At 60.7% G+C, this 26,491-nt stretch carries 30 protein-coding genes; 21 read left to right on the forward strand and 9 right to left on the reverse strand.

Translation table 11 applies throughout. The features are described from left to right. Positions 1-104 precede the first annotated feature (104 nt). From ACOQFT_RS13455 to ACOQFT_RS13465, 3 genes are read left to right on the forward strand one after another with little or no spacing between them, the layout of a single operon-like run. The gene (locus ACOQFT_RS13455; protein ID WP_421598411.1) at positions 105-1,571 is read left to right on the forward strand and encodes a leucyl aminopeptidase; all 1,467 of its coding nucleotides are present in this window, start codon (positions 105-107) and stop codon (positions 1,569-1,571) included. Positions 1,572-1,575: 4 nt separating this feature from the next. Continuing rightward, positions 1,576-2,034: a DNA polymerase III subunit chi gene (locus ACOQFT_RS13460; RefSeq protein WP_421598412.1), complete on the forward strand. Its 459-nt coding sequence runs from the start codon at positions 1,576-1,578 to the stop codon at positions 2,032-2,034. Positions 2,035-2,071: 37 nt separating this feature from the next. Next, positions 2,072-3,118: an aldo/keto reductase gene (locus tag ACOQFT_RS13465; RefSeq protein WP_421598413.1), complete on the forward strand. Its 1,047-nt coding sequence runs from the start codon at positions 2,072-2,074 to the stop codon at positions 3,116-3,118. A 64-nt stretch (positions 3,119-3,182) separates the two neighbouring features. Here the strand turns inward: ACOQFT_RS13465 and ACOQFT_RS13470 are convergent, their stop codons facing one another. Then, positions 3,183-4,169: a GlxA family transcriptional regulator gene (locus ACOQFT_RS13470; protein ID WP_421598414.1), complete on the reverse strand. Its 987-nt coding sequence runs from the start codon at positions 4,167-4,169 to the stop codon at positions 3,183-3,185. A 131-nt stretch (positions 4,170-4,300) separates the two neighbouring features. Between ACOQFT_RS13470 and ACOQFT_RS13475 the strand changes: the two genes are divergently transcribed. The 3 genes from ACOQFT_RS13475 (at position 4,301) to ACOQFT_RS13485 (ending at position 7,557) form a co-directional block, all read left to right on the forward strand. After that, complete coding sequence (locus tag ACOQFT_RS13475) at positions 4,301-5,218, forward strand: 3-keto-5-aminohexanoate cleavage protein (RefSeq protein WP_421598415.1); 918 nt, start codon at positions 4,301-4,303, stop codon at positions 5,216-5,218. 114 nt (positions 5,219-5,332) lie between these two features. Further along, positions 5,333-6,799: a carnitine 3-dehydrogenase gene (locus tag ACOQFT_RS13480; protein ID WP_421598416.1), complete on the forward strand. Its 1,467-nt coding sequence runs from the start codon at positions 5,333-5,335 to the stop codon at positions 6,797-6,799. After that, positions 6,796-7,557: an SDR family oxidoreductase gene (locus ACOQFT_RS13485; protein WP_421598417.1), complete on the forward strand. Its 762-nt coding sequence runs from the start codon at positions 6,796-6,798 to the stop codon at positions 7,555-7,557. Before ACOQFT_RS13480 ends, ACOQFT_RS13485 begins: the two co-directional genes overlap by 4 nt. Before the next feature lie 6 nt (positions 7,558-7,563). Here the strand turns inward: ACOQFT_RS13485 and ACOQFT_RS13490 are convergent, their stop codons facing one another. Beyond that, positions 7,564-7,746 carry a hypothetical protein gene (locus ACOQFT_RS13490; RefSeq protein WP_170325170.1) on the reverse strand — a complete coding sequence of 61 codons (183 nt, stop codon included), beginning with the start codon at positions 7,744-7,746 and terminating at the stop codon, positions 7,564-7,566. 83 nt (positions 7,747-7,829) lie between these two features. Then, positions 7,830-8,705 carry a helix-turn-helix domain-containing protein gene (locus tag ACOQFT_RS13495; RefSeq protein WP_421598418.1) on the reverse strand — a complete coding sequence of 292 codons (876 nt, stop codon included), beginning with the start codon at positions 8,703-8,705 and terminating at the stop codon, positions 7,830-7,832. 107 nt (positions 8,706-8,812) lie between these two features. On the opposite strand from ACOQFT_RS13495, the gene ACOQFT_RS13500 reads away from it, so the two are divergent. Genes ACOQFT_RS13500 through ACOQFT_RS13510 form a run of 3 tightly spaced genes read left to right on the forward strand, consistent with a single transcriptional unit; the run spans position 8,813 to position 10,805 of the window. After that, entirely contained in the window at positions 8,813-9,016 is a 204-nt protein-coding gene (locus ACOQFT_RS13500; protein WP_170443612.1) for a DUF2061 domain-containing protein, read from the forward strand. Further along, a complete protein-coding gene (locus ACOQFT_RS13505; RefSeq protein WP_421598419.1) occupies positions 9,009-9,881 on the forward strand; it encodes a fatty acid desaturase in 873 nt (290 codons plus the stop codon). The genes ACOQFT_RS13500 and ACOQFT_RS13505 overlap by 8 nt, the downstream gene beginning before the upstream one ends. A gap of 21 nt (positions 9,882-9,902) precedes the next feature. Further along, on the forward strand, positions 9,903-10,805 hold the full coding sequence (locus ACOQFT_RS13510) for an EamA/RhaT family transporter (RefSeq protein ID WP_421598420.1): 903 nt from the start codon (positions 9,903-9,905) through the stop codon (positions 10,803-10,805). 97 nt (positions 10,806-10,902) lie between these two features. Here ACOQFT_RS13510 and ACOQFT_RS13515 read toward each other — a convergent pair whose 3' ends face one another. The 4 genes from ACOQFT_RS13515 to ACOQFT_RS13530 form a co-directional block, all read right to left on the reverse strand. Further along, positions 10,903-12,270, reverse strand: coding sequence for a DEAD/DEAH box helicase (locus ACOQFT_RS13515; protein ID WP_421598421.1), 1,368 nt, complete (start codon positions 12,268-12,270; stop codon positions 10,903-10,905). 186 nt (positions 12,271-12,456) lie between these two features. Then, on the reverse strand, positions 12,457-12,639 hold the full coding sequence (locus tag ACOQFT_RS13520; protein ID WP_421598423.1) for a hypothetical protein: 183 nt from the start codon (positions 12,637-12,639) through the stop codon (positions 12,457-12,459). Positions 12,640-12,707: 68 nt separating this feature from the next. Further along, a complete protein-coding gene (locus ACOQFT_RS13525) occupies positions 12,708-13,472 on the reverse strand; it encodes a hypothetical protein (RefSeq protein ID WP_421598424.1) in 765 nt (254 codons plus the stop codon). A 43-nt stretch (positions 13,473-13,515) separates the two neighbouring features. Next, entirely contained in the window at positions 13,516-15,120 is a 1,605-nt protein-coding gene (locus ACOQFT_RS13530) for a peptide chain release factor 3 (RefSeq protein WP_421598425.1), read from the reverse strand. A gap of 109 nt (positions 15,121-15,229) precedes the next feature. Here ACOQFT_RS13530 and ACOQFT_RS13535 point away from each other — a divergent pair, with 109 nt between their 5' ends. The 8 genes from ACOQFT_RS13535 (at position 15,230) to ACOQFT_RS13570 (ending at position 22,653) form a co-directional block, all read left to right on the forward strand. Then, entirely contained in the window at positions 15,230-15,592 is a 363-nt protein-coding gene (locus ACOQFT_RS13535; protein WP_170671771.1) for a nuclear transport factor 2 family protein, read from the forward strand. A gap of 68 nt (positions 15,593-15,660) precedes the next feature. Beyond that, positions 15,661-16,440, forward strand: a complete 780-nt coding sequence (locus ACOQFT_RS13540; protein WP_421598426.1) for an SDR family oxidoreductase — start codon at positions 15,661-15,663, stop codon at positions 16,438-16,440. A 2-nt stretch (positions 16,441-16,442) separates the two neighbouring features. Next, positions 16,443-17,555, forward strand: coding sequence for a hypothetical protein (locus ACOQFT_RS13545; RefSeq protein ID WP_421598427.1), 1,113 nt, complete (start codon positions 16,443-16,445; stop codon positions 17,553-17,555). Between the two features lie 102 nt (positions 17,556-17,657). Beyond that, entirely contained in the window at positions 17,658-18,704 is a 1,047-nt protein-coding gene (locus ACOQFT_RS13550) for a methyltransferase domain-containing protein (protein WP_421598428.1), read from the forward strand. 46 nt (positions 18,705-18,750) lie between these two features. Beyond that, positions 18,751-19,872 (forward strand): ABC transporter ATP-binding protein, encoded by a 1,122-nt coding sequence (locus ACOQFT_RS13555; protein WP_170443631.1) that lies wholly within the window; start codon positions 18,751-18,753, stop codon positions 19,870-19,872. 121 nt (positions 19,873-19,993) lie between these two features. Beyond that, positions 19,994-20,776, forward strand: a complete 783-nt coding sequence (surE, locus tag ACOQFT_RS13560) for a 5'/3'-nucleotidase SurE (RefSeq protein WP_421598429.1) — start codon at positions 19,994-19,996, stop codon at positions 20,774-20,776. Then, a complete protein-coding gene (locus ACOQFT_RS13565) occupies positions 20,773-21,423 on the forward strand; it encodes a protein-L-isoaspartate(D-aspartate) O-methyltransferase (protein ID WP_421598430.1) in 651 nt (216 codons plus the stop codon). The genes surE and ACOQFT_RS13565 overlap by 4 nt, the downstream gene beginning before the upstream one ends. A 63-nt stretch (positions 21,424-21,486) precedes the next feature. Then, positions 21,487-22,653, forward strand: a complete 1,167-nt coding sequence (locus ACOQFT_RS13570) for a peptidoglycan DD-metalloendopeptidase family protein (RefSeq protein ID WP_421598431.1) — start codon at positions 21,487-21,489, stop codon at positions 22,651-22,653. A gap of 61 nt (positions 22,654-22,714) precedes the next feature. Here ACOQFT_RS13570 and ACOQFT_RS13575 read toward each other — a convergent pair whose 3' ends face one another. Next, positions 22,715-23,386 carry a helix-turn-helix transcriptional regulator gene (locus ACOQFT_RS13575; RefSeq protein WP_421598432.1) on the reverse strand — a complete coding sequence of 224 codons (672 nt, stop codon included), beginning with the start codon at positions 23,384-23,386 and terminating at the stop codon, positions 22,715-22,717. A gap of 21 nt (positions 23,387-23,407) precedes the next feature. Then, on the reverse strand, positions 23,408-23,713 hold the full coding sequence (locus tag ACOQFT_RS13580) for a hypothetical protein (RefSeq protein ID WP_421598433.1): 306 nt from the start codon (positions 23,711-23,713) through the stop codon (positions 23,408-23,410). Between the two features lie 219 nt (positions 23,714-23,932). Here ACOQFT_RS13580 and ACOQFT_RS13585 point away from each other — a divergent pair, with 219 nt between their 5' ends. The 4 genes from ACOQFT_RS13585 (at position 23,933) to ACOQFT_RS13600 (ending at position 26,445) form a co-directional block, all read left to right on the forward strand. Further along, entirely contained in the window at positions 23,933-24,148 is a 216-nt protein-coding gene (locus ACOQFT_RS13585; RefSeq protein WP_170348913.1) for a twin-arginine translocase TatA/TatE family subunit, read from the forward strand. 6 nt (positions 24,149-24,154) lie between these two features. Further along, positions 24,155-24,613, forward strand: a complete 459-nt coding sequence (tatB, locus tag ACOQFT_RS13590; RefSeq protein ID WP_421598434.1) for a Sec-independent protein translocase protein TatB — start codon at positions 24,155-24,157, stop codon at positions 24,611-24,613. Continuing rightward, positions 24,610-25,485, forward strand: a complete 876-nt coding sequence (tatC, locus tag ACOQFT_RS13595; protein WP_421598435.1) for a twin-arginine translocase subunit TatC — start codon at positions 24,610-24,612, stop codon at positions 25,483-25,485. The genes tatB and tatC overlap by 4 nt, the downstream gene beginning before the upstream one ends. 117 nt (positions 25,486-25,602) lie before the next feature. Next, the gene (locus tag ACOQFT_RS13600; protein ID WP_421598436.1) at positions 25,603-26,445 is read left to right on the forward strand and encodes an ATP-binding protein; all 843 of its coding nucleotides are present in this window, start codon (positions 25,603-25,605) and stop codon (positions 26,443-26,445) included. The last annotated feature ends 46 nt before the right edge of the window (positions 26,446-26,491 follow it).

The raw sequence follows: 26,491 nt of genomic DNA on the forward strand, positions 1-26,491 counted from the left end.
TTTTTCGGAGACTGTAATGCAATTGGCGCGTGGGGAAAACTGCTATCTGGTCAAGCCGTCCGGGGCGGGCTAGGTCTTGGGGAACAGATTTTGAGGAGTTTGCAATGAGCAGTCTTGTACCGATCCGGTTTCAGCCCTTTGACGTGGACGTGATGGCGCAGGCCGAAGGGCGCGTGGCTGTGATCGTCTCGCCCGAGGGCAAGATGAGCCCCGCGGTGCGTCGCGCCAATCGACTGACCCGCGGCGCGGTTGCCCGGCTGATCGAAAGCGCGCGGTTCGAAAAGGTCAAAGCGGGCGAGGTGATCTCGTTGGCATGGCCAGGCGGTATGGCCGCCGAGTCGCTGGATATCCTGATCCTGCCGCGCCGCCCCGACGCGGCCGAGGCGCGCAAGGCCGGTGCCGCGCTGGCCAAGCTGGCGGATGGCAAGGACCTGCTGGTGATGGCGGGCAATCAGGTGCGCACCGAAGACCTGGCGATGGGTATCGCCCTGCGCAGCTATGATTTCGACGCGCACAAGACCAAGGAATCGAACGAGGTCGGAACCGTCACCATCAGCCACCAGAAAGCCGATGAGGTCGAAGCCGCCTTTGCCCCGCAATATGCAGTGGCCGATGGTGTACGGATGACCCGCGATCTGACCAACGAACCGGCCAACGTTCTGACCACCACCGAATTCGCCGACCGTCTGGTCGAGATGAAGGACCTGGGCCTTGAGGTCGAAGTTCTGGATGAGGACAAGCTGGAAGATCTGGGGATGCGCACGTTGTTGAGCGTGGGGCAGGGCTCGGTCAGCCCCTCGAAGGTTGTGGTGATGCAGTGGAATGGCGGCGACAAGGACGACGCGCCGCTGGCCCTTGTTGGCAAGGGCGTTGTGTTCGACACTGGTGGTATCTCGCTAAAGCCGTCCGCGGGCATGGAAGACATGACAATGGACATGGGCGGCGCGGGCGTTGTTTCTGGCACCATGCGCGCGCTGGCCAAGCGCAAGGCCAAGGCCAATGTCGTGGGTCTTGTGGGGTTGGTCGAGAACATGCCCTCGGGCAACGCGACCCGTCCGGGTGACGTGGTCAAGTCGATGAAGGGCGACACAGTCGAGATCATCAACACCGATGCCGAGGGTCGTTTGGTTCTGTGCGACGTGATGTGGTACGCGCAAGAGCGGTTCCAGCCTGTTGGCATGATTGATCTTGCCACGCTGACCGGCGCGATCGTCATCGGTCTGGGGCATGAGAACGCCGGGGTCTTCTCGAACAACGACACCTTCTGCGATGCCTTCCTGAATTCGGCCAAGGCCGAGGATGAGGGCGCATGGCGGATGCCGCTGGGCGATGCCTATGACAAGCAGCTGAAATCGCGCATTGCCGACATGAAGAACGTTGGCGGTCGTCCGGCGGGTTCGATCACCGCGGCGCAATTCCTGCAGCGGTTCGTGAAAGAGGACACGCCGTGGATTCACCTTGATATCGCGGGCGTGGCGTCGGTGTCGTCCGAGACCTCTTATGCGCCCAAAGGGGCCACCGGCTGGGGTGTCCGTGCGCTCAGCCGCCTTGTGCAGGACAATTTCGAGTAACCCCATGGGCGCTGTCTATTTCTACCACCTGACCCGTCAGCCGCTGGAGTACACCTTGCCGGTGCTGCTGGATAAGGCGCGGCAAGCCGGGTGGAAGATTGCCGTGCGGGGCACTGATCCCGCACGGATGGACTGGCTGGATGAAAAACTGTGGTTGGGGCGGGAAGAGGATTTCCTGCCCCATGGACGCGAAGGCGGCCCGCATGACGCGGCGCAGCCCATTTTGCTGACCACCGGACCCGAGGCCGCCAACGATCCGGCCTGTATCATGGTCGTGGACGGTGCGGCTGTGGAGCCGGAAGAAGTGGCGGCGCTGGAGCGGGTTTGCATCCTGTTCGACGGCAATAATGGCGACGCCGTTCAGCACGCGCGCGGGCAGTGGAAGGCCCTGACCGGCGCGGGCTGCGCGGCGCAATACTGGTCCGAGGAATCGGGTCGGTGGGAGAAAAAGGCCGAGGCCTAAGTCGCTGAATTTAAGTTAAGTATCGGGAGGGTGGCGGATGGAAATGAAGCCTTTGGGTCGCACTGGAATCAGGGTGACCGACCTGTGCCTTGGCACGATGACGTTTGGCACGCAAACATCCGAGGCCGATGGTCATAAGCAACTGGACATGGCGCTGGAGGCCGGGATCAATTTCGTCGACACCGCCGAAATGTACCCGGTGAACCCGATCTCGAAAGAAACCGTGGGTCGGACCGAAGAGATTTTGGGCAACTGGAACGCCGCCAACCCATCGCGGCGGGGCGACTATGTTCTGGCGACCAAACATTCGGGCGCGGGGTTTGCCCATGCCCGCGATGGTGCGTGGATTTCGGGTGAGACCATTCCCAAGGCGATCGAAGGCTCGCTGCGGAGGTTGCGGACGGACTGCATTGACCTCTACCAGTTTCACTGGCCGAACCGGGGCAGTTACATGTTCCGGCAGAACTGGAATTATGCGCCCTCGGGCCACAACACCAACGAAGTTCTGGACAACATGCAGGACTGCCTTGAGGCGTTGCAGGCACAAGTGGACAAGGGCAATATCCGCGCCTTTGGCCTTTCGAACGAAAGTGCTTGGGGCACCGCGCAATGGTTGCGGATTGCCGAGCAGATGGGCGCGCCACGGGTGGCCTCGGTACAGAATGAATACTCGCTGCTTTGTCGCCATTTCGATACCGACATGGCGGAACTGAGCGCGCACGAGGATGTGGGGTTGATGGCGTTTTCGCCGCTGGGGACCGGGTACCTGACCGGTAAATACCAGGGAGGTGCCATCCCGGACGCCTCGCGTATGTCGCTGAACCCCAGCATGGGTGGACGGAAATCAAACCGGGTTCTGGATGCTGTTGGGGCCTATCTTACGGTTGCCGAACGACATGGGCTGGACCCGGTTCATATGGCGTTGGCTTGGTGCCGGACGCGACCGTTCATGATGTCTGCCATTTTCGGAGCAACGACCATTACGCAGTTGGAGCATATTCTGGCGGATAACGACCTGCGGCTTTCGGATGATGTCGTAGCCGAGATTGATCAGGCCCACCGCGCGCATCCAATGCCGTATTAGGGGGCTCTGCGCCCGCCGCGCCCGCCTCCCCCGAGGCAATTTGGGCCAGATGAAGCGGATCCTGTCAGTGATGGGTGGGCTGCACGCGCTCTTGCCTCAGGTCGCGGGCCGACAGACCGTGTGCGGTACGGAAGGCGCGCGCGAAGCTGGACTGAGACGCGAATCCCGTGGCAAGCGCCACATCCATCAGCGGTATGTCGGTGTCTGAAACAAGACGGCGGGCCTCGGCCAGGCGCAGTTGCAGATAGTGGTCCTGCGGCGTGGTGTTCAGACGCAGTCGAAACTGCTGCTGCAACGTACGGGGACTGGTGCCGAGGGTGTCGGCGATATCGGCGAGGGGGAGGGGGTCGTCGAGCGATGCCTCCATCAGCGCGTTTGCCTTTGCGGTCAGGGCGGTGTGGCGATGCGGGGCGCCGGTGCGGCTTTGCGGCTTTGTCGGCACGGGTGCGTCATCATACAGGAACAACCCGGAGACACGGGCGGCAAATCCGGAACCATGACGGGCGGAAATAATATGCAACATCATCTCGATTGCTGGCATGGCGCCGCCCGAGGTCAGACGGTTTCCAGAAACAACATAGCGGTCGGAGCGCACGTCGACCTCAGGAAAACGGGCGGCAAAGTTTTCTTTGTCTTCCCAATGGGTCGTGGCGGCGTGGCCGTCGAGTAATCCGGCCTCGGCGAGCAGCCAAGGCCCCCCGTCAATGCCAGCCATCGTGGCGCCGGTGCCCGCGATGCGGCGCAGGCCGGCCAGCAGGCTTGGGGTCGCGTGACGCGCCAGTTGGAAGCCTGCGACCACGATCAGCAGGTCGCAGCTTTCCAGGCGGGCCAGGGGGATGCCCGGAACCTGCAGTGCGCTGGTCAGCATCGCGGGTTCTGCCGTGGCGGTGACATAATCCCAATCGAACGCCGGACGATCCGCCAGACGGTTGGCCGCGCGCATCGGATCGACGGCGGATGCGAAGCTGAGCGTGTTGCATTCGTCCAGCACAAGCACCGCTGTTTTCAGAGCGCGATGTTCGGGTTGCAGTATGTTTTTTGCGGATTTCATCAAGTTCGATTCGCATTCTGGCAAGTGTTTGCACAAGGCTGCGTCAAACTCGGCCCCGAACGCAAATCGGAATCCGTGGAGAAGCCTGGGGAAAACCCGGGCAAAACCGGGTATAACTTGGGGAGAACGTCATGCCTTTGGAAATGAACCGCGAAGTCTTTGTCACCTGCGCCGTCACGGGCTCGGGGGGGACGCAGGATCGCAGCCCGCACGTGCCACGCTCGCCGCAGCAGATTGCGGACAGTGCGATTGCCGCGGCCAAAGCCGGAGCGGCCGTGGTGCATTGCCATGTGCGCGACCCCGAGACCGGTGCGCCCAGCCGACGTCTGGACCTGTATCGCGAGGTGACGGACCGCATTCGCGACGCTGACGTGGACGTCGTTCTGAACCTGACCGCAGGGATGGGCGGCGATATCGTGTTCGGCGGTGTAGAAAGCCCGTTTCCGGTTAACGAGGCCGCCACCGATATGATCGGGGCCTCGGAACGTGTGGCCCATATCGCTCAGTGCCTGCCCGAGATTTGCACTCTGGACTGCGGCACCATGAATTTTGCCGAGGCCGATTATGTCATGACCAACACCCCCGGCGCATTGCGGGCGATGGGGCAGATGATGACCGACATGGGCGTGAAGCCTGAGATTGAGGCCTTTGACACCGGCCATCTGTGGTTTGCCAGGCAGTTGGTGAAAGAGGGGATTCTGGAACCCAACGCTCTGGTCCAGCTGTGCATGGGGGTGCCGTGGGGCGCGCCGGACGATCTGAACACTTTTATGGCCATGGTGAACAACGTGCCGGACGATTGGACCTTTAGCGCCTTTGCGCTGGGGCGCAACCAGATGGCCTATGCGGCGGCTGCAGTTCTGGCGGGCGGCAATGTGCGCGTTGGACTTGAAGACAACCTGTGGCTGGACAAGGGCGTGCTGGCCGAGAACTGGCAACTGGTCGAACGCGCGAGCACCGTGGTGTCGAACATGGGCGCGCGGGTGATTGGCCCGCAGGAAGTGCGTGAGAAGTTGGGGTTGGTGAAACGGGCGCCGGTGGCTGCCTAGGGACGCTTGTCTTAGGCGGATTGGGGGCCAGCCCCCAAACCCCCGGAGTATTTGGAAAAAGATGAAGACGTGATGCCTGAGTGAGCTTGAAGAGGCTTTCAGGCTGGAGGAAGAGTGATGAAAACGGCAGCTATCATTGGCGGTGGTGTTATCGGCGGCGGTTGGGCCGCGCGGTTTCTGCTGAATGGGTGGAACGTCCGGGTGTTCGATCCGGACCCCGAGGCCGCGCGCAAGATTGGTGAGGTTCTGGACAATGCCCGGCGGTCGCTACCGGGGCTGAGCAATGTGCCTCTGCCACCCGAAGGCGCGCTGACCTTTCATGATGACTTGGGCGAGGCGGTGCAGGGTGTCGCGTGGATTCAGGAAAGCGTGCCAGAGCGGTTGGACCTGAAACTCAAGGTCTACAAGGGGTTGCAAGAGGCGTGTGACCCGCAGGCGATCATCGGGTCTTCGACCAGCGGATTCAAACCGTCTGAGTTGCAGGAGGGCGCGTTGCGTCCCGAACAGATCGTGGTGACGCACCCTTTCAACCCGGTCTATCTGTTGCCGCTGATCGAGTTGGTGCCGACAGAAAAGAACCCGCCTGAGATGGTTGAACGCGCGCAGGAGCTGCTGAAATCGGTCGGTTTCTTTCCGCTGCACGTCAAAAAGGAAATCGACGCGCATATCGCCGACCGCTTTCTCGAAGCCGTCTGGCGCGAGGCGCTGTGGCTGGTCAAGGACGGCATCGCCACCACCGAAGAGATCGACGAGGCGATCCGCATGGGGTTCGGCATCCGCTGGGCGCAGATGGGTCTGTTCGAAACCTACCGCGTGGCGGGTGGTGAGGCCGGGATGCGGCATTTCATGGCGCAGTTCGGGCCCGCGTTGAAATGGCCCTGGACCAAGCTGATGGATGTGCCCGAGTTCACTGATGAGTTGGTCGACATGATTGCCGATCAGTCGGATGCGCAATCGGGGATGCATTCGATCCGCGAATTGGAACGTATCCGTGACAACAACCTTGTTGGCATGATGCGGGCCCTGAAGGCGCAGAACTGGGGTGCGGGTGCGGTGCTGAACCAGCATGACGCCTTGTTGAAACCCGGTGCGCTGCCCACGATGGAGCAGGCGGATCTGAGCCAGCCGATCCTGACAGTATCCCGCGCGGTGCCGCTGGATTGGGCCGACTATAACGGCCACATGAACGAGGCGCGCTACCTTGAGGCCTTTGCCGACGCGACCGACCGGTTCATGGAGATCATCGGCTGTGACGCGGATTATATCGCCTCGGGTGGCAGCTATTTCACCGCCGAGAACCACATCCGCTACATCGACGAAGTCCACGCTGGCGCCAGGATCGAGGTTCGCACGCAGATGCTGCTGGGGCAGGGCAAGAAACTGCATGTCTTCCACAGCATGTACGAGGGCGACAAGCTGATCGCCACGGGCGAAAGCTTTTTGCTGCATGTCAGCCTTGAAACCCGTCGCCCCAGTGCACCCTCGGTCGAAATTGAGGCCGCAATGGCCCGTATCGCCGAAGCGCAGGCCGGTTTGCCATATCCGGAAGGCGCCGGTGCAGCGATTCGTAAACCGGCATGAGCGGGCGCGTTCTGATTACGGCCGGTGCTTCGGGCGTCGGTCGGGCCATGGCCGACGCCTTCGATGCGTCTGGAGCGCAGGTGTGGGTCGCAGATGTGGACCAAGCAGCCTTGGACGGATGTCCGGCGCATTGGAACCGGTCTGAAGTGAACGTAGCGGATGAATCTGCCGTGGCCGCATTGTTCGCAGAGATCGAGGCCGCATGGGGTGGTTTGGACACGCTCTGCGCCAATGCTGGTGTCGCAGGGCCAACCGCTCTGGTCGAGGACGTGACGCTGGAGGATTGGCGGTTCTGTCTTTCGGTTAACCTTGAAGGCGCATTCCTGTGTGCGAAATACGCCGCGCCGATATTCAAGCGGCAAGGCAGCGGGTCAGTGGTGATCACGTCCTCGACCGCCGGGCAGTTCGGCTATCCGAACCGCGCACCCTATGCGGCGGCGAAATGGGGGGTGATCGGGCTGGGCAAGACGCTGGCGATGGAGCTTGGTTCACACGGTGCGCGTTGCAACGTCATCTGCCCCGGCGCGGTCGAAGGCCCGCGGATGGAGGGCGTGCTGGCCCGCGAAGCGACGGCCAAGGGCATGACCCGCGATCAGGTCTATGACGGCTATGCGGCTGGTACCTCGATGGGGCGGTTCGTCGAAGGGAAGGATATTGCCAATATGGCCGTTTTCCTTGCCTCGGATGCGGCGCGGCTTGTGTCGGGTCAGGTGATTGCCGTGGACGGCCATACGGTGAATCCTGACCCGAAAATCTAGACCGTATCAGCCCTGGTTTGGCCCACGGATCTGGCGGATGGTCTGGCGGACCGCCTGCCAGTCCTGCGCCTGCTGCATATTCCCGGCGGCTTCGCATTCGCGCATCTTCTTGGCAGCTTCCGCCTCGGCCTGATCGCCATGGGCGGTATAGAGCGCTCGAGCGTATTGAGCAGTTTGAATTGCGTCCATTCCTATCGTCCTCCCGTCTGTGATCGGAATACCCGAAGGTTCGCGCCGAATGACGATAGCACAAGAAAGGCGTCGGCGCATCCTCAACCCTGGGGTGGGCCGGAAATTGCCGCACGCAACCGTCTGAGATGGTCGGGAAAGTCGCGCGCGGTCAGGTCAGCTTCGCGCACCAAACGGTCGAAATGGCGGGCAAATGTCTCGATCCGGTCGCGGTCGCGAAAGGCCATATAGTGGCTGCCGGCGTAGAAGACACACAGAAGCGGACCGAAAATCGTCACCGGGGCCGAATAGAGCCGTTTTGCATCGAACAGATAGATCCGCAGGCGCGGATAGAGCTGTTCGCAGATTTCAAGCAGGTGGTCGATTTGTTCCAGCCGGATTTTGGGGCAAAGCCCTTCGTAATAACCCGAGGCCTGGGCGAAACTGTCGATTTCATACAGCGGCATGGCAATTTCATAGTCCGACTGGGCGCTGCGCATCCATGTCAGCCGGTCCTCCGAGGCGCCGATCGCCTGATCTGCAGTCCGGCCCAGATGCGGCGCGTATTCCCATTCCAGCACGGCGCGGGTTTTCAACATGTCGGGCAAAGTTGCTGGAACATAACGGATTTTATAACCCGCGGCCTCTTGGTGCCATTCGAAAATACGCTCATCTACCAGGGCACGAGGGGCTTCGGTCACGGTCAAGGAACTGGCCAGCAGTTCCGCCGCGCTTTCCGGCCGGTTGGACAGGGTCAACAGCCAATCCGCCGACACCCCAAGGGCCGAGGCGCAACTGCCCACCACATGCGCATTTGGCAACCGCGCGCCCTCATCCGTCAACAGCTGCGAAACGGTCGAGCGGTCCACGCCGATATGCCGCGCCAGCGCGCTCTGGCTGACGTGACGCTCTTCCATGGCGCGGGCGAGTCGCAGCCGGAACTGTGCTGCGCGGTCTCGTTTGTCGATTTTATCCTGCATTTGTTTGTAAATATCACAGATGATGAGTTTTGTTAATCATATTCAGAATTTTCAACTAAACCCGGGACCCGTAATTTTAAAGACATAACAATAATATGGGTGACGGAATGGAGACACGACGAAGATCAGTCGTGAAGGCGGTGCTGTGGAATGTGATGGGACTGATCGTGATGACGCTGGTGGGACTGCTAGCCACCGGGTCGGCTGCGATTGGCGGCACGCTGGCGATTGTGAATACGGCCATCGGCCTGACCATGTATGTGATTTACGAACGTATCTGGGCGGGTATCTCGTGGGGCCGCAATGTCTAGGTCTGCGGCGCCAGAGTGGGGCACTTTGGCCCTGATCGCTGCGTGTTACGGCGCGTGGCTGGCGGTGGCGTTCCTGCTGCCGCTGTGGTTGGCGGTTCCGGCGATGGCGGTTGTGGCCGCACTGCATTCTTCACTCACGCATGAGGCGCTCCATGGTCATCCGTTCCGCACCAGGTGGCGGAACGAGGCGCTGATGGCGCTGCCGTTGACCCTGTTCATCCCGTATCAGCGGTTCCGCGACCTGCATCTGGCGCATCACCGGGATGAGACGCTGACCGATCCGTATGACGACCCCGAATCCAACTATCTGGACCCGCAGGTGTGGGGCACCTTGCCCGGTTGGCAACGGCGGTTGCTGAGTGTGAACAATACGTTGCTGGGACGGATCGTCTTGGGCCCGGCCCTCGGGCAAATCGCTTTCATGCGCAACGAGTTACGCGGTGGGCGGGATGTTCTGCAGGCCTGGGCGCTGCATCTGCCCGGAGTTGTGGCGGTGCTGTGGATTGTGGCCCAATCCCATATGCCGATCTGGGCCTATGTGCTGTCGGTCTATCTCGGGTTGGGGCTGGTCAAAATTCGCACCTTTCTGGAACACCGCGCGCATGAAAACTCTGGTGCTCGCACGGTGATCATCGAAGATCGCGGCCCGCTGGCTTTTCTGTTTCTGAACAACAACCTGCACGTCGTTCATCACATGAGCCCCGGCGCGCCGTGGTATCGGTTGCCCGCGCTGTACCAGGATGGAAAAGAGCTGTATCAGACCCGGAATGAGGCCTATATCTATCGCTCTTACGCGCAGATTTTCCGCGCGTATTTCCTGCGGGCAAAAGACCCGGTGGCGCATCCTCTCTGGCCAAAGGGTTGATTTCACGACACAAGGGGCGCCATGAGTTTGTGGATTCCCGTCACCATCGCCGCCGCGTCCTTCCAGACCGTGCGGTTCATGCTGCAAAAATCGCTCAGCACCGTCAAGCTGACCGCGGCAGGCGCGACCTTTGCCCGGTTCGCCTATTCCCTGCCGCTGGCGCTGCTGGGGCTGTTTGTGGCGCTGCAGGTGACCGGGTTCAGCCTGCCGCCTCTGACAGCTAAGTTCTTTCTGTTCGCCGTCATCGGAGGAACGGCGCAGATTTTGGCCACCATCTGTGTGGTGGCCCTGTTCAAGCAACGCAACTTTGCCGTCGGTATAACCTTCAAGAAGACCGAGGTGATCCAGACCGCCATTGTCGGGTTCCTGGTGCTGGGTGATCGCGTCTCGGCCGGGGCGTTGGTGGCAATTTTCCTTGGTCTGCTGGCGGTGCTGTTGCTTTCGAAATCACCCGGAGGCGACGGAGCGTGGTGGAAGCATCTGACCAACCGTGCCTCGCGGCTTGGGCTGGGGTCGGGGGTTTTGTTTGCGTTTTCCTCGGTCAGTTATCGCGGTGCATCGCTGGAGCTGGGCGATATCGACGCTTGGTTCCGCGCGCTGGTGACGCTGGCCGTGGTGGTGACGTTTCAGTTCCTCAGCATGGGGATCTGGCTGCTGTGGCGCGACCGCGCCGAGTTGGTTGCCGTGTGGCAGACCCGCCGAACCAGCGTGTTTGTCGGCCTGACCAGCCTGTGCGGCTCGTTCTGCTGGTTTCTGGCCTTCACGCTGCAGAACGCGGCTTATGTCAAGGCGCTCGGGCAAGTCGAGCTGCTGCTCAGCCTGTTCGCATCACTCTTGTTTTTTCGTGAAACCATCACCCGGCGCGAGATCGCCGGGATGACGTTGCTTGGTGTTTCTATTCTGGCGCTGGTGCTGGCAATTTAGGTCGTGTTTGATTTCAAGGTCGCAGAAGCACCGGTTTTTTGCGTTCGAGCCGTCAGGCGAGAGGCAGCGAGAACCGGTTCTATGCAATCAAACGCGACTAGCCAGCGCGGCGCTCGTCAAAGCTCAGCGCGATGAAGCTGGGCAGGTGATCGCCCATGCCCACAACGGCGGGGCCACTGTCATCGCGACGACCACGGCCGCGCGGTTCTTTGTCCTTTTTGCGGTCGGACCTTTTGTCGATCTTTTTGTCGGTCTTTTTGTCGTCCGACGGCTTTGCCTTTTTCTCGCGCTTGGGGGCCTCGTCCTTCGGCTCTTCCTGCAAGGGGGTGTCGAGCCGCGGGATGTCCTTCTGGATCAGCTTCTCAATTGCATCCAGAGCCTTTTCGTCACGGCCCGAGCAAATCGTGATTGCCTTGCCCTCGCGCCCGGCGCGGCCGGTGCGGCCGATGCGGTGGACGTAATCCTCGGCATGGCCGGGGACGTCGAAGTTGAAAACATGGCTGACCGACGGAATGTCCAACCCACGCGCGGCCACATCCGAGGCGACCAGCAGCCGCAGCGAGCCATCACGGAACCCGTCCAGCGTTTTCATCCGCTGCGACTGGTCCAGATCGCCATGGATCGCGGCGGCGTTGTAGCCGTATTTCTTCAACGATTTCGCGCAGATATCCACATCCGTCTTGCGGTTGCAGAAGATAATCGCGTTGGTGCACTTTTCACCCTCGGCATCGATCAGCGCGCGCAGAACTTTGCGCTTGGCGCTGGCCTCGCGGTCGCGGCGGCCGGCTTTAAACATGACCACGCCCTGTTCGATGGTCTCGGATGCAGTGGCCTGACGGGCAACCTCGATCCGGGCGGGGGCGGACAGGAACGTGTCAGTGATCCGTTCGATCTCGGACGCCATGGTGGCCGAGAAGAACAGGGTCTGGCGGGTGAACGGCGTCAGCGAGAAGATGCGTTCGATATCAGGGATAAAGCCCATATCCAGCATCCGGTCGGCCTCATCCACCACCATGATCTGAACACCGGTCAGCAGCAACTTTCCGCGTTCGAAGTGGTCCAGCAGACGGCCCGGAGTGGCGATCAGCACGTCAACGCCACGGTCAATCAGGGCGTCCTGTTCCTTGAAGCTGACGCCGCCGATCAACAGCGCTTTGGTCAGTTTCACATTTTTGGCGTATGTGTCGAAGTTTTCGGCCACCTGCGCGGCCAGTTCCCGTGTCGGGCACAAGACCAGTGAACGCGGCATCCGCGCACGGGCGCGGCCACGGGCCAGCAGCGTGATCATCGGCAGGGTAAAGCTGGCGGTCTTGCCGGTGCCGGTCTGCGCGATGCCCAGAACATCCTTGCCCTCAAGCGCAGGCGGAATCGCACCGGCCTGGATCGGGGTGGGGGTTTCGTATCCGGCTTCCTCAATGGCTTTGAGGACCTTCGGGTTCAGGTTCAGTTCGTTAAATTTTGTCATGTATGTCCGGTTCATGCGGACACTAGACCTGGCCCGCGCGTCAGAGGTTTGCCGGGCCCGGATGGCCATACGCGTCATTGCGTAATTTCGACTTGAGGGGGGACATAACAAAAACGTTGGTCGGGGTCAAATGAAGACCCCTTTAGGGTTTTTCGTCATCAGGGGGTGCGGATTATTCGCAACAATTCAGGCACTTCCGGGAAAATGTTTCCCGAGTTTTTCGTCCAGTCCCAGCGGTCGGTGCCGGATCAGATCCTGTTGTTTGATGCGGGCGCGTACGCTGGGATCAGCGCCGATGAACTCGTCAATGAAATAGCGCAGACTACCCAAGCCGCTTTCGGTTTCGATGTAGCTGTGCAATTCGTTCATGCCACCACATCAGGGTTGGATATCCGGACAGGGCATCGAAAAGTTGAAACAAAGCCCCAGACAGTGCGTCAGTTGTCAAAATGATCCAGAAGAGATTGCCGGGTTTTATACTGTTGGATTCGCCCGAAAATACTGCGCGGGTCATACATCACCAGTTTCAGCATCCGATACCCTAGCGGACGCAGCACCGCGTCGTTTTCTGCATGACGCCAAAGGCGTGCCAAGAGGTTTCGATCCAGATCGCCGTTTCTCAGCGAATACCCTGCCATTCCGAAAGCCATGGGAACGTCATGGTGTTTCTCACCCTGCATCTTAAAGGCTTGATCATTCGGGCGAAGAGAGACCCGGCGTTCACTATCATGCAGTTTGATCAGGTCGAACAGCATGTAAAGACCCTGACCCCCCAGACGTTGATCCAAAGTTTCGCCGTGGTCTGCGAAAGTGGTTGCCGAGGAAATAAGCCAGCGTACTGGTAGCTCACGCGCAAGGTCGGAACCCTTTTCCCGCCACATCCGCAGAAACAGCGCTCGTGCATCTTCCGGTGACGGGTGTCGGCGCAGCAATGCGATGCACATGGCGTGAAAAAGATGCAGCTTCGACTGGCCAGCAAATTCCTGTTGAAGCGCGTGGTACTTCCTGCGCGCGTCCTGCCGGTGTTCAAAGCTCGCGTCCGAGTCAGGTTTTTCCGCGGGCGTTTTGGCAAGCCCACTCAGATCAACGTCCAGCGGCGGCAAAACTCGATGTGGATCGCGATAAGGAACCTCTTTGCGTTCCAGATGGCGCATCACCGAATAGAAGCCGCCGGGATAGTTTTCTTGATCTAAGTCCGCCATGCTCGGAACCCTAGTGAACGCTGCCCAAACTACAAGACCCGGATCAAACCATCATTTCCTTGGTCGCCGTCAGGTTCAGCGCAGGATAGTCGCGGACGACCCGGTCAATGTCCCATTGCAGGCGGGTCAGGTAAACGATGTCGCCGTCATGGTCATGGGCAATGTGCTGCTTGTTGGCGTTGACGAATTTCTCGACCTCGGCCTTGTCGCCGCTGACCCAGCGGGCCGAGGTGAACTGAGACGCCTCGAACCGCACAGGCAGGCCGTATTCCATCTCGATCCGACTGGCGAGCACTTCGAATTGCAGCGCGCCGACGACGCCGACGATAAAGCCCGAACCAATCGAAGGTTTGAACACCTTGGCCGCGCCTTCCTCGGCAAATTGCATCAGAGCCTTTTCAAGGTGCTTGGCTTTCAACGGATCTGCCGCGCGAACAGTTTGCAGCAGTTCCGGCGCGAACGATGGGATGCCGGTCACGCGCAGCGCCTCGCCCTCGGTCAGGGTATCACCGATGCGCAGCTGGCCGTGGTTGGGGATGCCGATGATGTCTCCGGCCCAGGCCTCTTCGGCCAGTTCGCGGTCGGAGGCAAGGAACAGCACTGGGTTCGAGATCGCCATCGGCTTTTTCGACCGCACATGGGTCAGCTTCATGCCGCGTTTGAAATGGCCCGAGGCCATACGGACAAACGCCACCCGGTCGCGGTGCTTGGGGTCCATATTCGCCTGCACCTTGAAGACAAACCCGGCAACCTTCTTTTCATTTGGCGCAATTTGTCGGGGTTCAGCGGACTGGACCTGCGGCTGAGGGCCGTATGCACCGATGCCTTCCATCAATTCCTTGACACCGAAGGAATTTATCGCCGAGCCGAACCAGATCGGGGTCATGTGCCCCTCAAGCACCGCCTGCGGGTCGAGGGCAGGCAACAGCTCGCGCGCCATCTCAACCTCTTCCAGAAGCTTGTCCAGCAGATGTTCGGGGACGTGTTCTGCCAGCTTGGGATCGTCCAAGCCGTTGATTTCGATGCTTTCGGCTACCTTGTTGCGGTCGGCGCGGTCCATCAGCTCAAGCCGGTCGCGCAGCATGTCATAGCAGCCGATGAAATCCCGGCCCACGCCAATCGGCCATGCGGCGGGCGTGACGTCGATGGCCAGCATCTCCTGAATTTCGTCGATGATCTCGAACGTATCGCGGCTTTCACGGTCCATCTTGTTACAGAAGGTCAGGATCGGCAGATCGCGCAGGCGGCAGACCTCGAACAGTTTCTGCGTCTGGCTTTCCACACCTTTCGCGCCGTCGATCACCATGACGGCGGCGTCAACGGCGGTCAGCGTGCGATAGGTATCCTCCGAGAAATCGCTGTGACCGGGCGTGTCCACCAGGTTGAACCGGAAGTCGCCGTAATCAAACGACATTGCCGAGGCACTAACGGAGATGCCCCGATCCTTCTCCATCTGCATGAAGTCTGACCGCGTGCGCCGCGCCTCACCCTTGGCGCGCACCTGACCGGCCATCTGAATCGCGCCCCCGTACAACAGGAACTTTTCCGTCAGCGTCGTCTTGCCCGCATCGGGGTGCGAGATGATGGCGAATGTTCTGCGCCGCGCAATCTCGGGCGGCAATGCGGGTTGGTTCGAGGTATCAAGCATAAGCGCGCGTATAGGCGGGGAAACCCGCCGAGGCAAGACAAAGGGGGTGGTTCGAATCGTACGTCTATGGCAATAAGAACATATAGTGAACAAATAGTGGAGTGGACCAATGAATTTGAAAGAGATTGCCGACGAACTGGTCGCAGGCTGCCGCGAGGATCGGGCGAAGGAAAATCTGGATAAGCTTTATGCGTCGGATGCTGTCTCAGTCGAGGCGGTGGATTATTCGGGTATGGGCCAGGAAGTGCAGGGCCGCGACGCGATCCGGGGCAAGCATGAATGGTGGGAAGGCGCGCATGAAGTTTCGAGCGCAACGGTCAGCGACCCGTACCTGCATGGCGACGACCGTTTTGCCGTGATCTTCGAGGTTCAGGGCAAGGTGAAGGAAAGCGGCGAGAGCTTTGATATGCGCGAGGTGGGCGTTTATCACGTCGCCGATGGCAAGATCGTGCGGGAAGAATTCTTTTACTGACGCAGCCTGATTCTGGTCTTCCTTGCCGGGCCGGTGCTAGATGTGTGGCGAGGACAGGGAGGATCAGAATGGATTTGGGAATTCGCGGAAAGCGCGCTCTGGTCTGCGCCAGTAGCAAAGGGTTGGGGTTGGGCTGTGCCGAGGCTTTGGCCGCGGCGGGTGTCGATCTGGTAATGAACGCCCGCGGCGCCGAGGCGTTGGAGGCCGAAGCCGCCCGCTTGCGATCCGAGCACGGTGTGGATGTGCGGACGGTGACCTGTGATGTGACCTCGGCCGGCGGGCAGGCGCAGGTGATCGAGGCAGCGCAGGGCGTGGATATCCTTGTGACAAATGCCGGTGGCCCACCTCCGGGAATGTGGTCCGACTGGGAGCGTGACGATTTCATCAAGGCGCTGCACGCCAATATGCTGACGCCGATTGCCTTCATGAAAGCGTTGATTCCGGGGATGATGGACAGGGGCTGGGGACGGGTGGTGAACATCACCTCGCAATCCGTACGTGCGCCAATCGCGGTGTTGGGTCTGTCGAATGCGGCCCGCACCGGGCTGACCGGATATGTGGCTGGAACCTCGCGGCAAGTGGCACCGCATGGCGTGACGATCAACAACCTGCTGCCGGGTATTCATGCCACCGACCGCGCGGATTCGCTGGATGGCGGTGTCGCAACCCAACAAGGGGTATCTATTGATGAGGCGCGCGCGCAGCGTGCCGCGACAATTCCGGCGCGGCGCTATGGGTTGCGGCAGGAATTTGGTGCAACCTGTGCGTTCTTGTGTTCGCAGCATGCTGGCTTCATCGTGGGTCAGAACATCCTGCTGGACGGTGGCGCGACCAATTTGACGATGTGACCATGGCCGAAAGCTTTTCCTTGAAAGACCAGCTGTTTAACGCCGAAAAGACCCGCTATCTGGCGGGGCTTTTTGCCGGGGCTGACCCAACCTTTGATGCTGAGGCATTCGTAGGGCAGGTGATGTCCCGTCTGTTGGACCTTGAGCTGAAGGAACGCATGGCCTGGATCGCCGAATGTCTGCAGCGGGCTGTGCCCGGTGACCTTCCAGACATCGCGCCGACCCTGCTGAGCGCTTTGCCACCCCCGCTGGACCCCAGCAAGACAGATGACGATTTCGGCGATTTCATCTTTGCGCCTCTGGGCGATTGGGTGGTCAATGTCGGGCTGGACCATCCCGATCTGGCGCTGGATGTGTTGGAAAACCTGACCCAGCGGTTTTCGATGGAATGGGCCATCCGTCCCTTTCTTAACCAGCATCCGGATCATGTGATGGCGCGGATGGAGCTCTGGTGCGGGCACGACAGTTACCACGTGCGCCGTCTGGTCAGCGAAGGCACGCGGCCACGGCTGCCGTGGGGGCAGGCGGTGGGGCTCAAGATGACCGACCCGCTGCCCTTGCTGGACAAGTTGCATGGCGACCCAACGCGCTATGTCACGCGGTCGGTGGCGAACCATCTGAATGACATTACCAAGAAGAATCCCGAACTGGTGCTGGATCGGCTGCAGGTGTGGGCCTCGGCTGGGCAGCAGAGGCAGGACGAGCTGCGCTGGATGACCTCACATACCTTGCGGGGGTTGGTGAAGTCTGGCCACCCGGGCGCCATGAAGATGCTGGGCTATGATCCCGATGCCAGGGTCACCACGGACGTGCAGATCAACGGAGACGCCCGGATCGGTGAGGCGCTGGAATTCGAAGTGACCTTGAACGGGGCCGGGGATCAGCCGGTATTGGTGGACTATATCATTCACTTTCAAAGGCCTGGGGGTAAAACCTCAACCAAGGTTCATAAGCTGAAACAGGCCGCTCTGCAGGATGGCGCGCTGAAGCTGAACAAGAAACACAAGCTGAAGGGCAATGCGACCACGTTCAAACTGGTCCCCGGTGCGCATCGGCTTGAAATTCAGGTGAACGGGCGGGTGCGCGCAGGCGTTGATTTCGATCTGCTGGAGTAGCCCGGTATTGTAACGCTTTGGTCAAATCTGACATGCCCGGATTGCACCGGGGCCTGCGCTGCATTAGCTGCGGTGCATCCACTGAGAAAAAGGATAGCCGCGATGAAGCATGAATCGGTGCAGAACTATTATGGAGAGGTCCTGCAGGGCAGCGCGGATTTGCAAACTAACGCCTGCTGCACACCTGACGACATGCCGGATCATGTCAAAAAGATTCTCTCGAAAATTCATGACGATGTGCTGACCCGTTACTATGGCTGCGGCCTGATCGCGCCGCTGGATCTGGAGGGGATGAGCATCCTCGATCTGGGCTGCGGTGCGGGGCGCGACGTCTATGCTCTGTCTGCGATGGTGGGCGAAAAGGGCAGCGTCGTCGGCGTGGACATGACGTCCGAGCAGCTGGACGTCGCCCGCGCGCATCAGGACTATCACGCACAGGCGTTTGGTCATTCGGCCAGCAATGTGGAATTCCATCACGGCTATATCGAAAAGCTGGACGAACTGGACCTTGAGCCCGGGTCCTTCGACATCATCGTTTCGAACTGCGTGATCAATCTGGCCACCGATAAAGAGGCCGTTCTGCGCGGCGCGCATCGTCTTTTGAAGGAGGGCGGTGAGATGTTTTTCTCGGACGTCTACGCCGACCGCCGTATTCCGCGGGCGATGGCAGAAGACGAGGTGCTGTATGGCGAGTGCCTGTCAGGTGCGCTCTATTGGAACGATTTCCTGTCGATCTCGCGCAAGGCGGGCTTCGGCGATCCGCGCCGCGTCACACACCGTCCGCTGACCATCGAAAACCCGGTGTTGGAGGAGCGTGTGGCGCCGCTGAAATTCCTCTCGGCCACGTATCGGCTGTTCAAGCTTTCCAAACTGGAACCGGCCTGTGAGGATTATGGCCAGGCGGTGATTTACAAAGGCACCATTCCCAACGCGCCGCATCTGTTCGAACTGGACGACCACCACGCGATTCAGGCTGGCAAAGTCTTTCCGGTCTGCGGCAACACCTGGATGATGCTGAAAAACACGCGGTTTGCCCGGCATTTCGACTTCATCGGCGATTTCTCGACCCATTACGGCATCTTCGAAGGCTGCGGCGGCGAAAGCCCGTTCGAAGCGAACGGCGAGGCCACTTCGGGCGGGTGCTGCTGATCCCTTGCGCCTGATGGGCGGGGTTGCTATCCCCGCCTGAAGCCCGATGAATTTGATCGGGAAAAGGCAATGGGGTCCATCGGTGACAGTTGACGCAACTCCTCCTCGTCTGGAAATCCGCAATCTGATCGCCCGGTACGAGGGGCGGGTTGTTGTGGACAATGTCTCACTGACGGTCGAAGCGGGAAAGGTGACCTGTCTGCTGGGGCCGTCGGGCTGCGGCAAGTCGACCACGCTGCGCATGATCGCCGGGGTCGAGATGCAGGAGTCGGGCGAGATCTATGTCGACGGCAAGCTGATCTGCGACACGGTGTTCCGCGTGCCGCCCGAGCGCCGCGAGATCGGCCTGATGTTTCAGGACTTTGCCCTGTTCCCGCATCTGAATGTCGCCGACAACGTGGCTTTTGGCCTGAAGGGTCACAAAGAGGAAAAACGCACCCGCGTCGAAGAACTGCTGCGCAAGGTTGATCTGATCCATTTCATCGACAAGTTTCCGCACCACCTGTCGGGGGGCGAGCAGCAACGTGTGGCGCTGGCGCGCGCGCTGGCACCGCGCCCGCGTATCATGCTGATGGATGAGCCGTTCTCGGGCCTCGATAACCGGTTGCGCGACGGTATCCGCGATGAGACTCTGGCGATCCTCAAGGAAGAAGATGCCGCCGTCGTGCTGGTAACGCACGAGCCCGAAGAGGCGATGCGCATGGCGGATGAAATCGCCCTGATGCGGCGCGGCAAGATCGTGCAGCAAGGCGCGCCGTACAATGTTTATACTCGCCCGGTCGACAAGGCTGCAGTGGCATTCTTTAGCGATGTCAACGTGTTGCGCGGCAGAGTTGAGGGCGCGCTGACGAAAACTCCATTTGGTCAGTTCCTGGCGCCGGGGGTCCCCGATGGCACGGATGTCGAGATTGTTTTTCGGCCTCAGCACGTCCGGTTGGATTTCGATCGCAACGGCAAGGGACCATTGCCCACGGTAACCGACGGTGTCGCTGCCCGTGGCGTGGTCGAGCGGGCGCGGTTTCTCGGCAATGAAAGCCTGGTGGAGTTTCGGATGGACCATGACGGCTCGGTCCTGAAGGCGACCGTCCCGAATGTCTTTGTGCCCAATCCGGGGCGGGTCATGTGGCTGACCGTGCGCCGGGATCGGTGCTTTGTTTTCCCGGATTAGGGTCTGAAGTCACAGTTTTGGCCCAAGTGGTGCGCGAATGCCGCAGATTGCGGGTTCGCTTTGCTTGCCGCCGCGCGGGGGCGGGTCTATCAAGGTCAAAACGCAGCGGTGGATGGGGCATATGCGTATTCTTTTGACCAATGACGACGGCATCAACGCGCCGGGTCTGATCGCCCTGGATGCAATCGCGGCCGATCTGGCCGGACCGGATGGAGAGGTGTGGGTCGTCGCCCCCGCCTTTGAACAGTCGGGTGTCGGCCATTGCATCAGCTATACCCACCCGATGATGGTCTCCAAGCTGGGCGAGCGTCGCTTTGCCGCCGAGGGCTCTCCTGCCGACTGCGTGTTGGCCGGGCTGCATGACGTGATGAAGGATGCGCGGCCCGATCTGGTTTTGTCGGGGGTGAACCGGGGCAACAACTCGGCCGAAAATACACTCTATTCCGGCACCGTGGGCGGCGCGATGGAGGCAGCACTGCAAGGCATCCCGGCGATTGCATTGTCGCAGTATTTCGGCCCGCGCAATCTGGGGCTGGACGACCCGTTCGAGGCCGCAAGCCGTTTCGGCGCCGATCTGGTGCGGAAAATCCTTGATGCCACCCCGGTAGAGCAGGGCGATTACCGTCTGTTTTACAACGTGAATTTTCCCCCGGTGCCCGCAGATGAGGTGCTGGGCACGCGGGTCGCTCCGCAGGGCTATCGCCGCGATACCCATTTCTCGGTGGAACCGCACAGCTCGCCCTCGGGGCGGCGGTTCCTGTGGATCAAGGGTGGCTATCAACACAACCCGACTGCGCCGGGCACGGATGCGGCGGTCAATCTGGCCGGCTATATCTCGGTCACGCCGATGCGGGCCGATCTGACAGCGCATGATGCGCTTGAGGCACTGAAGACAATCGAATGACCGGACTGGATCCCGAAACAAAAATGCAGTTCCTGTTCGCCCTGCGGTCGCGGGGCGTAACGGATGCGCGCGTGCTGGCGGCGATGGAGCAGGTCGACCGGGGCCGGTTCGTCAAAGGCCTGTTTGCCGAACGCGCCTATGAGGATACGCCTCTGCCGATTGCCTGCGGACAGACGATCAGCCAGCCGTCGGTCGTGGGGTTGATGACGCAGGCGCTCGAGGTCACTCCGCGGGATACGGTGCTCGAGGTCGGAACCGGCTCGGGCTATCAGGCGGCGATCCTGTCAAAGCTGGCGCGCCGGGTCTATACGGTGGAACGCCACAAGCGTCTGGTGCGCGAAACCGGGGCGCTGTTTCGCGAGTTGGGGCTGACCAATGTCACCGCGATGCTGTCGGACGGGTCCTTCGGTTTGTCCGAACAGGCCCCGTTTGATCGAATTATTGTGACTGCTGCGGCAGAAGACCCGCCCGGGCCGCTCTTGGCGCAGCTTAAAATCGGCGGTATCATGGTGTTGCCGGTGGGACAGTCGGATGCGGTTCAGACCCTGATCCGGGTCCGGCGTACTGAAACCGGTCTGGACTATGACGAATTGTTGCCCGTTCGTTTCGTGCCCTTATTGGAGGGGCTTGGCAGGGACGGGGCGTAACTAGATATTCTGCAATATGCACGGGAACCCCGGAGAACAGGGGCAGGTGTTGAGGACAGTAAGATGAGAGCAGTTTCCAAATCAGCGATGCTCCGCTGTGCGACAGGGGTGGCAGCCGTGGCGTTCCTCGCCGGATGCGAAGGTCCGTTCGACTATGATCTGCGGGGCAATGTAGGCGGTTTTACGACCGCAGATGCCGCGCAATCCGCGACCACCAACCGTCCGACCCCGGACGCGCGGGGGGTGATTACCTACCCGAATTATCAAGTGGCCGTCGCACGCCGTGGGGATACGGTCAATGACTTGGCCGGGCGTATCGGCTTGCCCGCGGGTGAGTTGGCGAGGTTCAACGGGTTGCAACCCGACGACCAACTGCGCGATGGCGAAGTAATCGCATTGCCGCGGACGGTTGCAGCCGCCAGTACCGTGGATATCGCCACCATTGCCGGGACGGCCATTGATGAGGCGCCGGCGGACGGCTCGGTTCGGACATCGACGCTGGAACCCGCGCAACCCGCTGCGGCGCCTGCGCCGACGCCGCCTGCGGCATCGGGGCCTGAGCCGATCCGTCACAAGGTCAAACGGGGTGAGACGGCCTTTACGATCTCGCGCCTGTACGATGTTCCGGTCAACGCTCTGGCCGAGTGGAACGGGTTGGATTCGGACTTTACCGTGCGGGAAGATCAGTTCCTGCTGATCCCGATCAAGAACCAGCCTGCGCCGCAACAGGCCGCTGTGCCAGCCACGAATGTGACGCAGCCGGGGCAGGGGTCGCCGACGCCGACTCCACCAAGCGCGACGCAACCTCTGCCGGACGAGCAAATCGCCGCTGCCGTACCTGCGCCTGACGTGACCGCAGAAGCGCCGACCAGCCAGAGCAACTCGGCCCTTGGGCTACCGGTCACCGGGACGATCATCCGTACCTATGACAAGGGTAAGAACGAAGGAATCGATATTGCCGGAGCACCTGGCTCTGCCGTAAAGGCGGCCGAGGCCGGGACCGTCGCGGCGATCACCGCAGATGCCGATCAGGTGCCGATCATCGTGATCAAGCACAACAGCGACCTCCTTACCGTTTATGCGAATGTCGACAAAGCCAGTGTCAAAAAAGGCGACCGCGTGCGCCGTGGTCAGCAGATCGCTTCCTTGCGGGGCGGGGATAACTCCTATGTCCATTTCGAGGTACGGAAAGGGTTTGAGTCGGTTGATCCCGAACCTTACCTGAAGTGATGGAAACGGCCCGTTCCGGGCCATGCCTCCGGCGGGAGTATTTGGGAAAAGATGAAGTCGGTCAGGCGTGCGGGTCGAAGTCGTCCAGGCGTTTGCCGGGTTCGTCCGCGAAAATTTCGGGCAATGGCTGGACTGCTTCGATCAGGTCGATGCGGAAGACGCGAAAGCCTTCGCGCAATTCGCACCAAGCAGTGAGGGTCCAGACGCGGCCCCAGTATTCCATGTGTAAGGGACGTATAGTGCGGTTTGTCGCAACGCCGTCGATGCGGCGGTAGGACAGGCGCAGCTTTTGGCGGGATTTGATGGCGGCGCGGATCGGGGCCATATGCGCCAGACCACGTGCGGCATCAGCAAAGGGGTAGACGGCGAATTTCCAGGTGTCGGCCTCGGCCACGACCTGAGTGGGCAGCACCGCATCGATCTTGTCCGCCAGTGACTCAGCCGCTGCTTTCAGGTCCGGGTCGGCGGCCTCGGCCACAATGGCCATTCCTAGGTTCAGAGCTTCAAGTTCCGCCGGGGTCAGGTTCAGCGGGGGAAGGGTGATCTGCTCGCGGACCATGTAGCCGACGCCGCGTTCGCCCTCGACCGGAATCCCCGAGGCGACCAGTGTATCCATGTCGCGGTAGATCGTGCGGACCGAGACCTCGAGCCGATCCGCGATGTCCTGCGCGCGGTGTAGCTTGCCGTCGCGCAGGATCTGGATGATATCGAACAGGCGATCCGTGCGGCGCATGTCACGCCGTCCGGACCGCGCCTAGGCGGTCATGTTCCATAGAACGTTCTCATGGCGCATCTTGATGCTTTCAGGGTTGATGGCGGCCATCAAGCCTGCGCAGAAGTCCTGTTGGGGGAACTGTGCAGCGGCGTCTTTTGCGGCCTTCATATCGGTCCAGACGACATAGTCGGTCCAGCGGCCATCCTCACCCTGGCTCAGCTGTCGGTGGGCAAAGCCCGGCGCCGAGCGGACAAACGACTCGGAGGCCTGGCTGAGTTTCACGAATTCTTCCGGCGAGGTACCATTGGCAAGGGTGAAGGTGACGATTTCTGCAACATGGGTCATGTGAATCTCCGTTGATCAGGTTTCGATGCCCTCTTCCTAGCCATCTGCAACTGACATAAACCTGTCAGTTGTGAAAGGCCAGCCCGTAAAAAACGTACGATCCGTTCACAATTTGACGTGGATTTGATCTGCCTCACTTTTTCAGACGGCCTTGCAGGCGTAGACACGGTCCCAGACGACATTCCCGGCGCGTGGCGCCGACGTACAAGGAGAAGAGACATGCTTAACAATATCGGCCTTCCCGGTCTTCTGCTGATCGCTGTTGTGGTGCTGGTGCTGTTTGGCCGCGGCAAAATCAGCTCGCTAATGGGCGAAGTGGGCAAGGGCATCACCTCGTTCAAGAAGGGCGTCAAGGAAGGCGCGGACGAGTTGGAGCAGGACGCAGCCGAAGTGGCCAAGGACGTCACCCCCGAGACCGACAAAGACAAGGCCTAAGTCCAGATGTTTGATCTGGGCTGGACCGAGCTTCTGGTCATCGGCGTTGTTGCCCTGATCGTTGTGGGGCCAAAGGACCTGCCGGTGCTGTTCCGCAATGTCGGCCGCTTTGTCGGCAAGGCCCGTGGCATGGCGCGCGAGTTTTCCAGCGCCATGAACGAGGCTGCCGATCAGGCGGGCGTGAACGAGATCAAGAAGGGTCTCAACGCGGCCGCCAACCCTGTCGGCACCGCAATGGACGGCGTGAAAGAAGCCGCGCAGGACCTGGCGAAAAGCATCGACCCGACCAAGTTCGACCCTGAAAGCGAGACCGGCAAGCTGGCCGCTGAACGGGCCGAGCAGGCCAAGAAGATCCAGGCCTCGACCGCGCGGGCCGCTGCTGAACGCAAGGCCAAGGAAGCTGCTGACGCGCTGGCCAAGGCTGAAGAGGCCGAAGCCGCGCTGAAAACCGAAAGCAAGACATGACCAAAACCGACGAGATCGAGGACAGCTCGGCCCCATTGATCGAGCACCTGGCGGAACTGCGCACGCGATTGATCCACTGCGTCGTGGCGTTTCTGGTCGGGATGATCATTTGCTTTACGGTGGCCACGCCGCTTTTCAATTTCCTGACTAACCCTTTGTGCAGTGTTTTGGCTGAACGCGGGCAGGATTGCGGGCTGATCTTCATCTCGCCGCAGGAGGGGTTCTTTGTCGCCATCAAGGTATCGTTGCTGGGTGGCTTCATTCTGGCCTTTCCTTACATCGGAATGCAGATGTGGCGGTTTGTGGCGCCGGGCTTGTACAAGTCGGAAAAAAACGCGTTCCTGCCGTTCATGCTGGCCTCGCCCTTCATGTTCCTGCTGGGGGCGAGCTTTGCCTTCTACGTGGTCACACCACTGGCCTATGACTTCTTCCTGGGCTTCCAGCAGTTCGGGGCCGAAGGCGAAGCCGTGACCGAGGGCGCAACCGCAGCTCCGCTGAGCGTGGTGTTCCAGGGCTCGGCGCAGGAATATCTGAACCTGACGATCAAGTTCATCGTGGCCTTTGGCCTGTGCTTCCAACTGCCGGTTCTGCTGACCCTGATGGGCAAGGCGGGGCTGGTCACCGCCGAAGGGCTGGGCTCGGTACGTAAATACGCCGTGGTCGCCATTCTGGTGCTGGCCGCGCTGGTGACACCACCAGACGTGATCACTCAGATTATCCTGTTCGTGGTGGTGTATGGGCTCTATGAGGTGTCGATCTTCCTCGTCGCCCGGGTCGAGAAAAAGCGCGAAGAACAACTGCGCGCAGACGGCTACTATGACGACGAAGAAGAGGCAGACGAAGAGATCGTGGCGGAAGAAGACGGCAGGTAATCTGGTCGGACTCTAAGGATCAGGCGCGCCCGGCACGGCGCGCCTTTTTCATTTGCGGCTCTTGTTGCGGTGGGCGGAACATGGTTTGAACCCTGCAAGACACGACCGGAGGCCATTATGGACGACCAAGCCCTGAACCGCATCGCTGACGCGCTGGACCGCATGGCGCCAGCCCCTTTGGCCGCCCCCGATTTCACCGCCGCCCCGGCCTTTGTCTGGCATGTGGAGCCGGACCGGCTGGAGCCGGTCACGCAGGTCAACCGGGTCGATCTGGACCTGCTGGTCGGCATCAACCGATCCCGCGATACGTTGCTGGACAACACACGGCGGTTCGCGGCCGGTTTCAAGGCCAATAATGCCTTGCTTTGGGGCGCGCGAGGGATGGGCAAATCCAGCCTCGTCAAAGCGGTGCATGGCACGTTGCAGGCGGATTTCCCGGACCTGAAACTGGTCGAACTGCAGCGCGAGGACATGGGCTCGGTCGCGCGCCTGCTGAACCACCTGCGCGCCGCGCCGCACAGGTTCATCCTGTTCTGCGATGACCTGTCCTTCAGCCACGATGACCAGCACTACAAATCGCTCAAGGCGGTGCTGGACGGTGGCATCGAAGGTCGCCCGGAAAACGTCGTCTTCTACGCCACGTCGAACCGCCGCCACCTGATGCCGCGGGACATGATCGAGAACGAACGCTCCAGCGCCATCAACCCGTCCGAGGCGGTCGAAGAAAAGGTCTCGCTGTCCGACCGTTTCGGCTTGTGGCTGGGTTTCCACCCCTGTGATCAGGATGAATATCTGGCCATGATCGACCGCTATTGCGCGGCCTACGGTGTCTCAATTACCCCCGAGACCCTGCGCGCCGAAGCCATCGAATGGCAGGCCACACGCGGCGCACGTTCGGGCCGCGTGGCGTGGCAGTTCTTCGTCGATCTGGCCGGGCGCAACGGCGTGCATATCGCGTAAACCCGCCCGCTTCATCTTTTCCCAAATACTCCCGCCGGAGGCATGG

The sequence above is a fragment of the Ruegeria sp. MALMAid1280 genome (genome assembly GCF_049195285.1).
Lineage (GTDB): Bacteria > Pseudomonadota > Alphaproteobacteria > Rhodobacterales > Rhodobacteraceae > Ruegeria.

What these genes read in the sequence shown, in the direction of transcription:
- ACOQFT_RS13535 (WP_170671771.1), top strand. Translation starts at nt 15,230, where the DNA reads ATGAATTTGAAAGAGATTGCCGACGAACTGGTCGCAGGCTGCCGCGAG.
- ACOQFT_RS13525 (WP_421598424.1), bottom strand. Translation starts at nt 13,472, where the DNA reads ATGGCGGACTTAGATCAAGAAAACTATCCCGGCGGCTTCTATTCGGTG.
- ACOQFT_RS13570 (WP_421598431.1), top strand. Translation starts at nt 21,487, where the DNA reads ATGAGAGCAGTTTCCAAATCAGCGATGCTCCGCTGTGCGACAGGGGTG.
- ACOQFT_RS13520 (WP_421598423.1), bottom strand. Translation starts at nt 12,639, where the DNA reads ATGAACGAATTGCACAGCTACATCGAAACCGAAAGCGGCTTGGGTAGT.
- ACOQFT_RS13530 (WP_421598425.1), bottom strand. Translation starts at nt 15,120, where the DNA reads ATGCTTGATACCTCGAACCAACCCGCATTGCCGCCCGAGATTGCGCGG.
- ACOQFT_RS13555 (WP_170443631.1), top strand. Translation starts at nt 18,751, where the DNA reads ATGAATTTGATCGGGAAAAGGCAATGGGGTCCATCGGTGACAGTTGAC.
- ACOQFT_RS13550 (WP_421598428.1), top strand. Translation starts at nt 17,658, where the DNA reads ATGAAGCATGAATCGGTGCAGAACTATTATGGAGAGGTCCTGCAGGGC.
- ACOQFT_RS13460 (WP_421598412.1), top strand. Translation starts at nt 1,576, where the DNA reads ATGGGCGCTGTCTATTTCTACCACCTGACCCGTCAGCCGCTGGAGTAC.
- ACOQFT_RS13515 (WP_421598421.1), bottom strand. Translation starts at nt 12,270, where the DNA reads ATGACAAAATTTAACGAACTGAACCTGAACCCGAAGGTCCTCAAAGCC.
- ACOQFT_RS13545 (WP_421598427.1), top strand. Translation starts at nt 16,443, where the DNA reads ATGGCCGAAAGCTTTTCCTTGAAAGACCAGCTGTTTAACGCCGAAAAG.
- ACOQFT_RS13485 (WP_421598417.1), top strand. Translation starts at nt 6,796, where the DNA reads ATGAGCGGGCGCGTTCTGATTACGGCCGGTGCTTCGGGCGTCGGTCGG.
- ACOQFT_RS13510 (WP_421598420.1), top strand. Translation starts at nt 9,903, where the DNA reads ATGAGTTTGTGGATTCCCGTCACCATCGCCGCCGCGTCCTTCCAGACC.
- tatB (WP_421598434.1), top strand. Translation starts at nt 24,155, where the DNA reads ATGTTTGATCTGGGCTGGACCGAGCTTCTGGTCATCGGCGTTGTTGCC.
- ACOQFT_RS13500 (WP_170443612.1), top strand. Translation starts at nt 8,813, where the DNA reads ATGGAGACACGACGAAGATCAGTCGTGAAGGCGGTGCTGTGGAATGTG.
- surE (WP_421598429.1), top strand. Translation starts at nt 19,994, where the DNA reads ATGCGTATTCTTTTGACCAATGACGACGGCATCAACGCGCCGGGTCTG.
- ACOQFT_RS13505 (WP_421598419.1), top strand. Translation starts at nt 9,009, where the DNA reads ATGTCTAGGTCTGCGGCGCCAGAGTGGGGCACTTTGGCCCTGATCGCT.
- ACOQFT_RS13575 (WP_421598432.1), bottom strand. Translation starts at nt 23,386, where the DNA reads ATGCGCCGCACGGATCGCCTGTTCGATATCATCCAGATCCTGCGCGAC.
- ACOQFT_RS13585 (WP_170348913.1), top strand. Translation starts at nt 23,933, where the DNA reads ATGCTTAACAATATCGGCCTTCCCGGTCTTCTGCTGATCGCTGTTGTG.
- ACOQFT_RS13600 (WP_421598436.1), top strand. Translation starts at nt 25,603, where the DNA reads ATGGACGACCAAGCCCTGAACCGCATCGCTGACGCGCTGGACCGCATG.
- ACOQFT_RS13495 (WP_421598418.1), bottom strand. Translation starts at nt 8,705, where the DNA reads ATGCAGGATAAAATCGACAAACGAGACCGCGCAGCACAGTTCCGGCTG.
- ACOQFT_RS13470 (WP_421598414.1), bottom strand. Translation starts at nt 4,169, where the DNA reads ATGAAATCCGCAAAAAACATACTGCAACCCGAACATCGCGCTCTGAAA.
- ACOQFT_RS13465 (WP_421598413.1), top strand. Translation starts at nt 2,072, where the DNA reads ATGGAAATGAAGCCTTTGGGTCGCACTGGAATCAGGGTGACCGACCTG.
- ACOQFT_RS13490 (WP_170325170.1), bottom strand. Translation starts at nt 7,746, where the DNA reads ATGGACGCAATTCAAACTGCTCAATACGCTCGAGCGCTCTATACCGCC.
- ACOQFT_RS13580 (WP_421598433.1), bottom strand. Translation starts at nt 23,713, where the DNA reads ATGACCCATGTTGCAGAAATCGTCACCTTCACCCTTGCCAATGGTACC.
- ACOQFT_RS13455 (WP_421598411.1), top strand. Translation starts at nt 105, where the DNA reads ATGAGCAGTCTTGTACCGATCCGGTTTCAGCCCTTTGACGTGGACGTG.
- ACOQFT_RS13565 (WP_421598430.1), top strand. Translation starts at nt 20,773, where the DNA reads ATGACCGGACTGGATCCCGAAACAAAAATGCAGTTCCTGTTCGCCCTG.
- ACOQFT_RS13540 (WP_421598426.1), top strand. Translation starts at nt 15,661, where the DNA reads ATGGATTTGGGAATTCGCGGAAAGCGCGCTCTGGTCTGCGCCAGTAGC.
- ACOQFT_RS13475 (WP_421598415.1), top strand. Translation starts at nt 4,301, where the DNA reads ATGCCTTTGGAAATGAACCGCGAAGTCTTTGTCACCTGCGCCGTCACG.
- tatC (WP_421598435.1), top strand. Translation starts at nt 24,610, where the DNA reads ATGACCAAAACCGACGAGATCGAGGACAGCTCGGCCCCATTGATCGAG.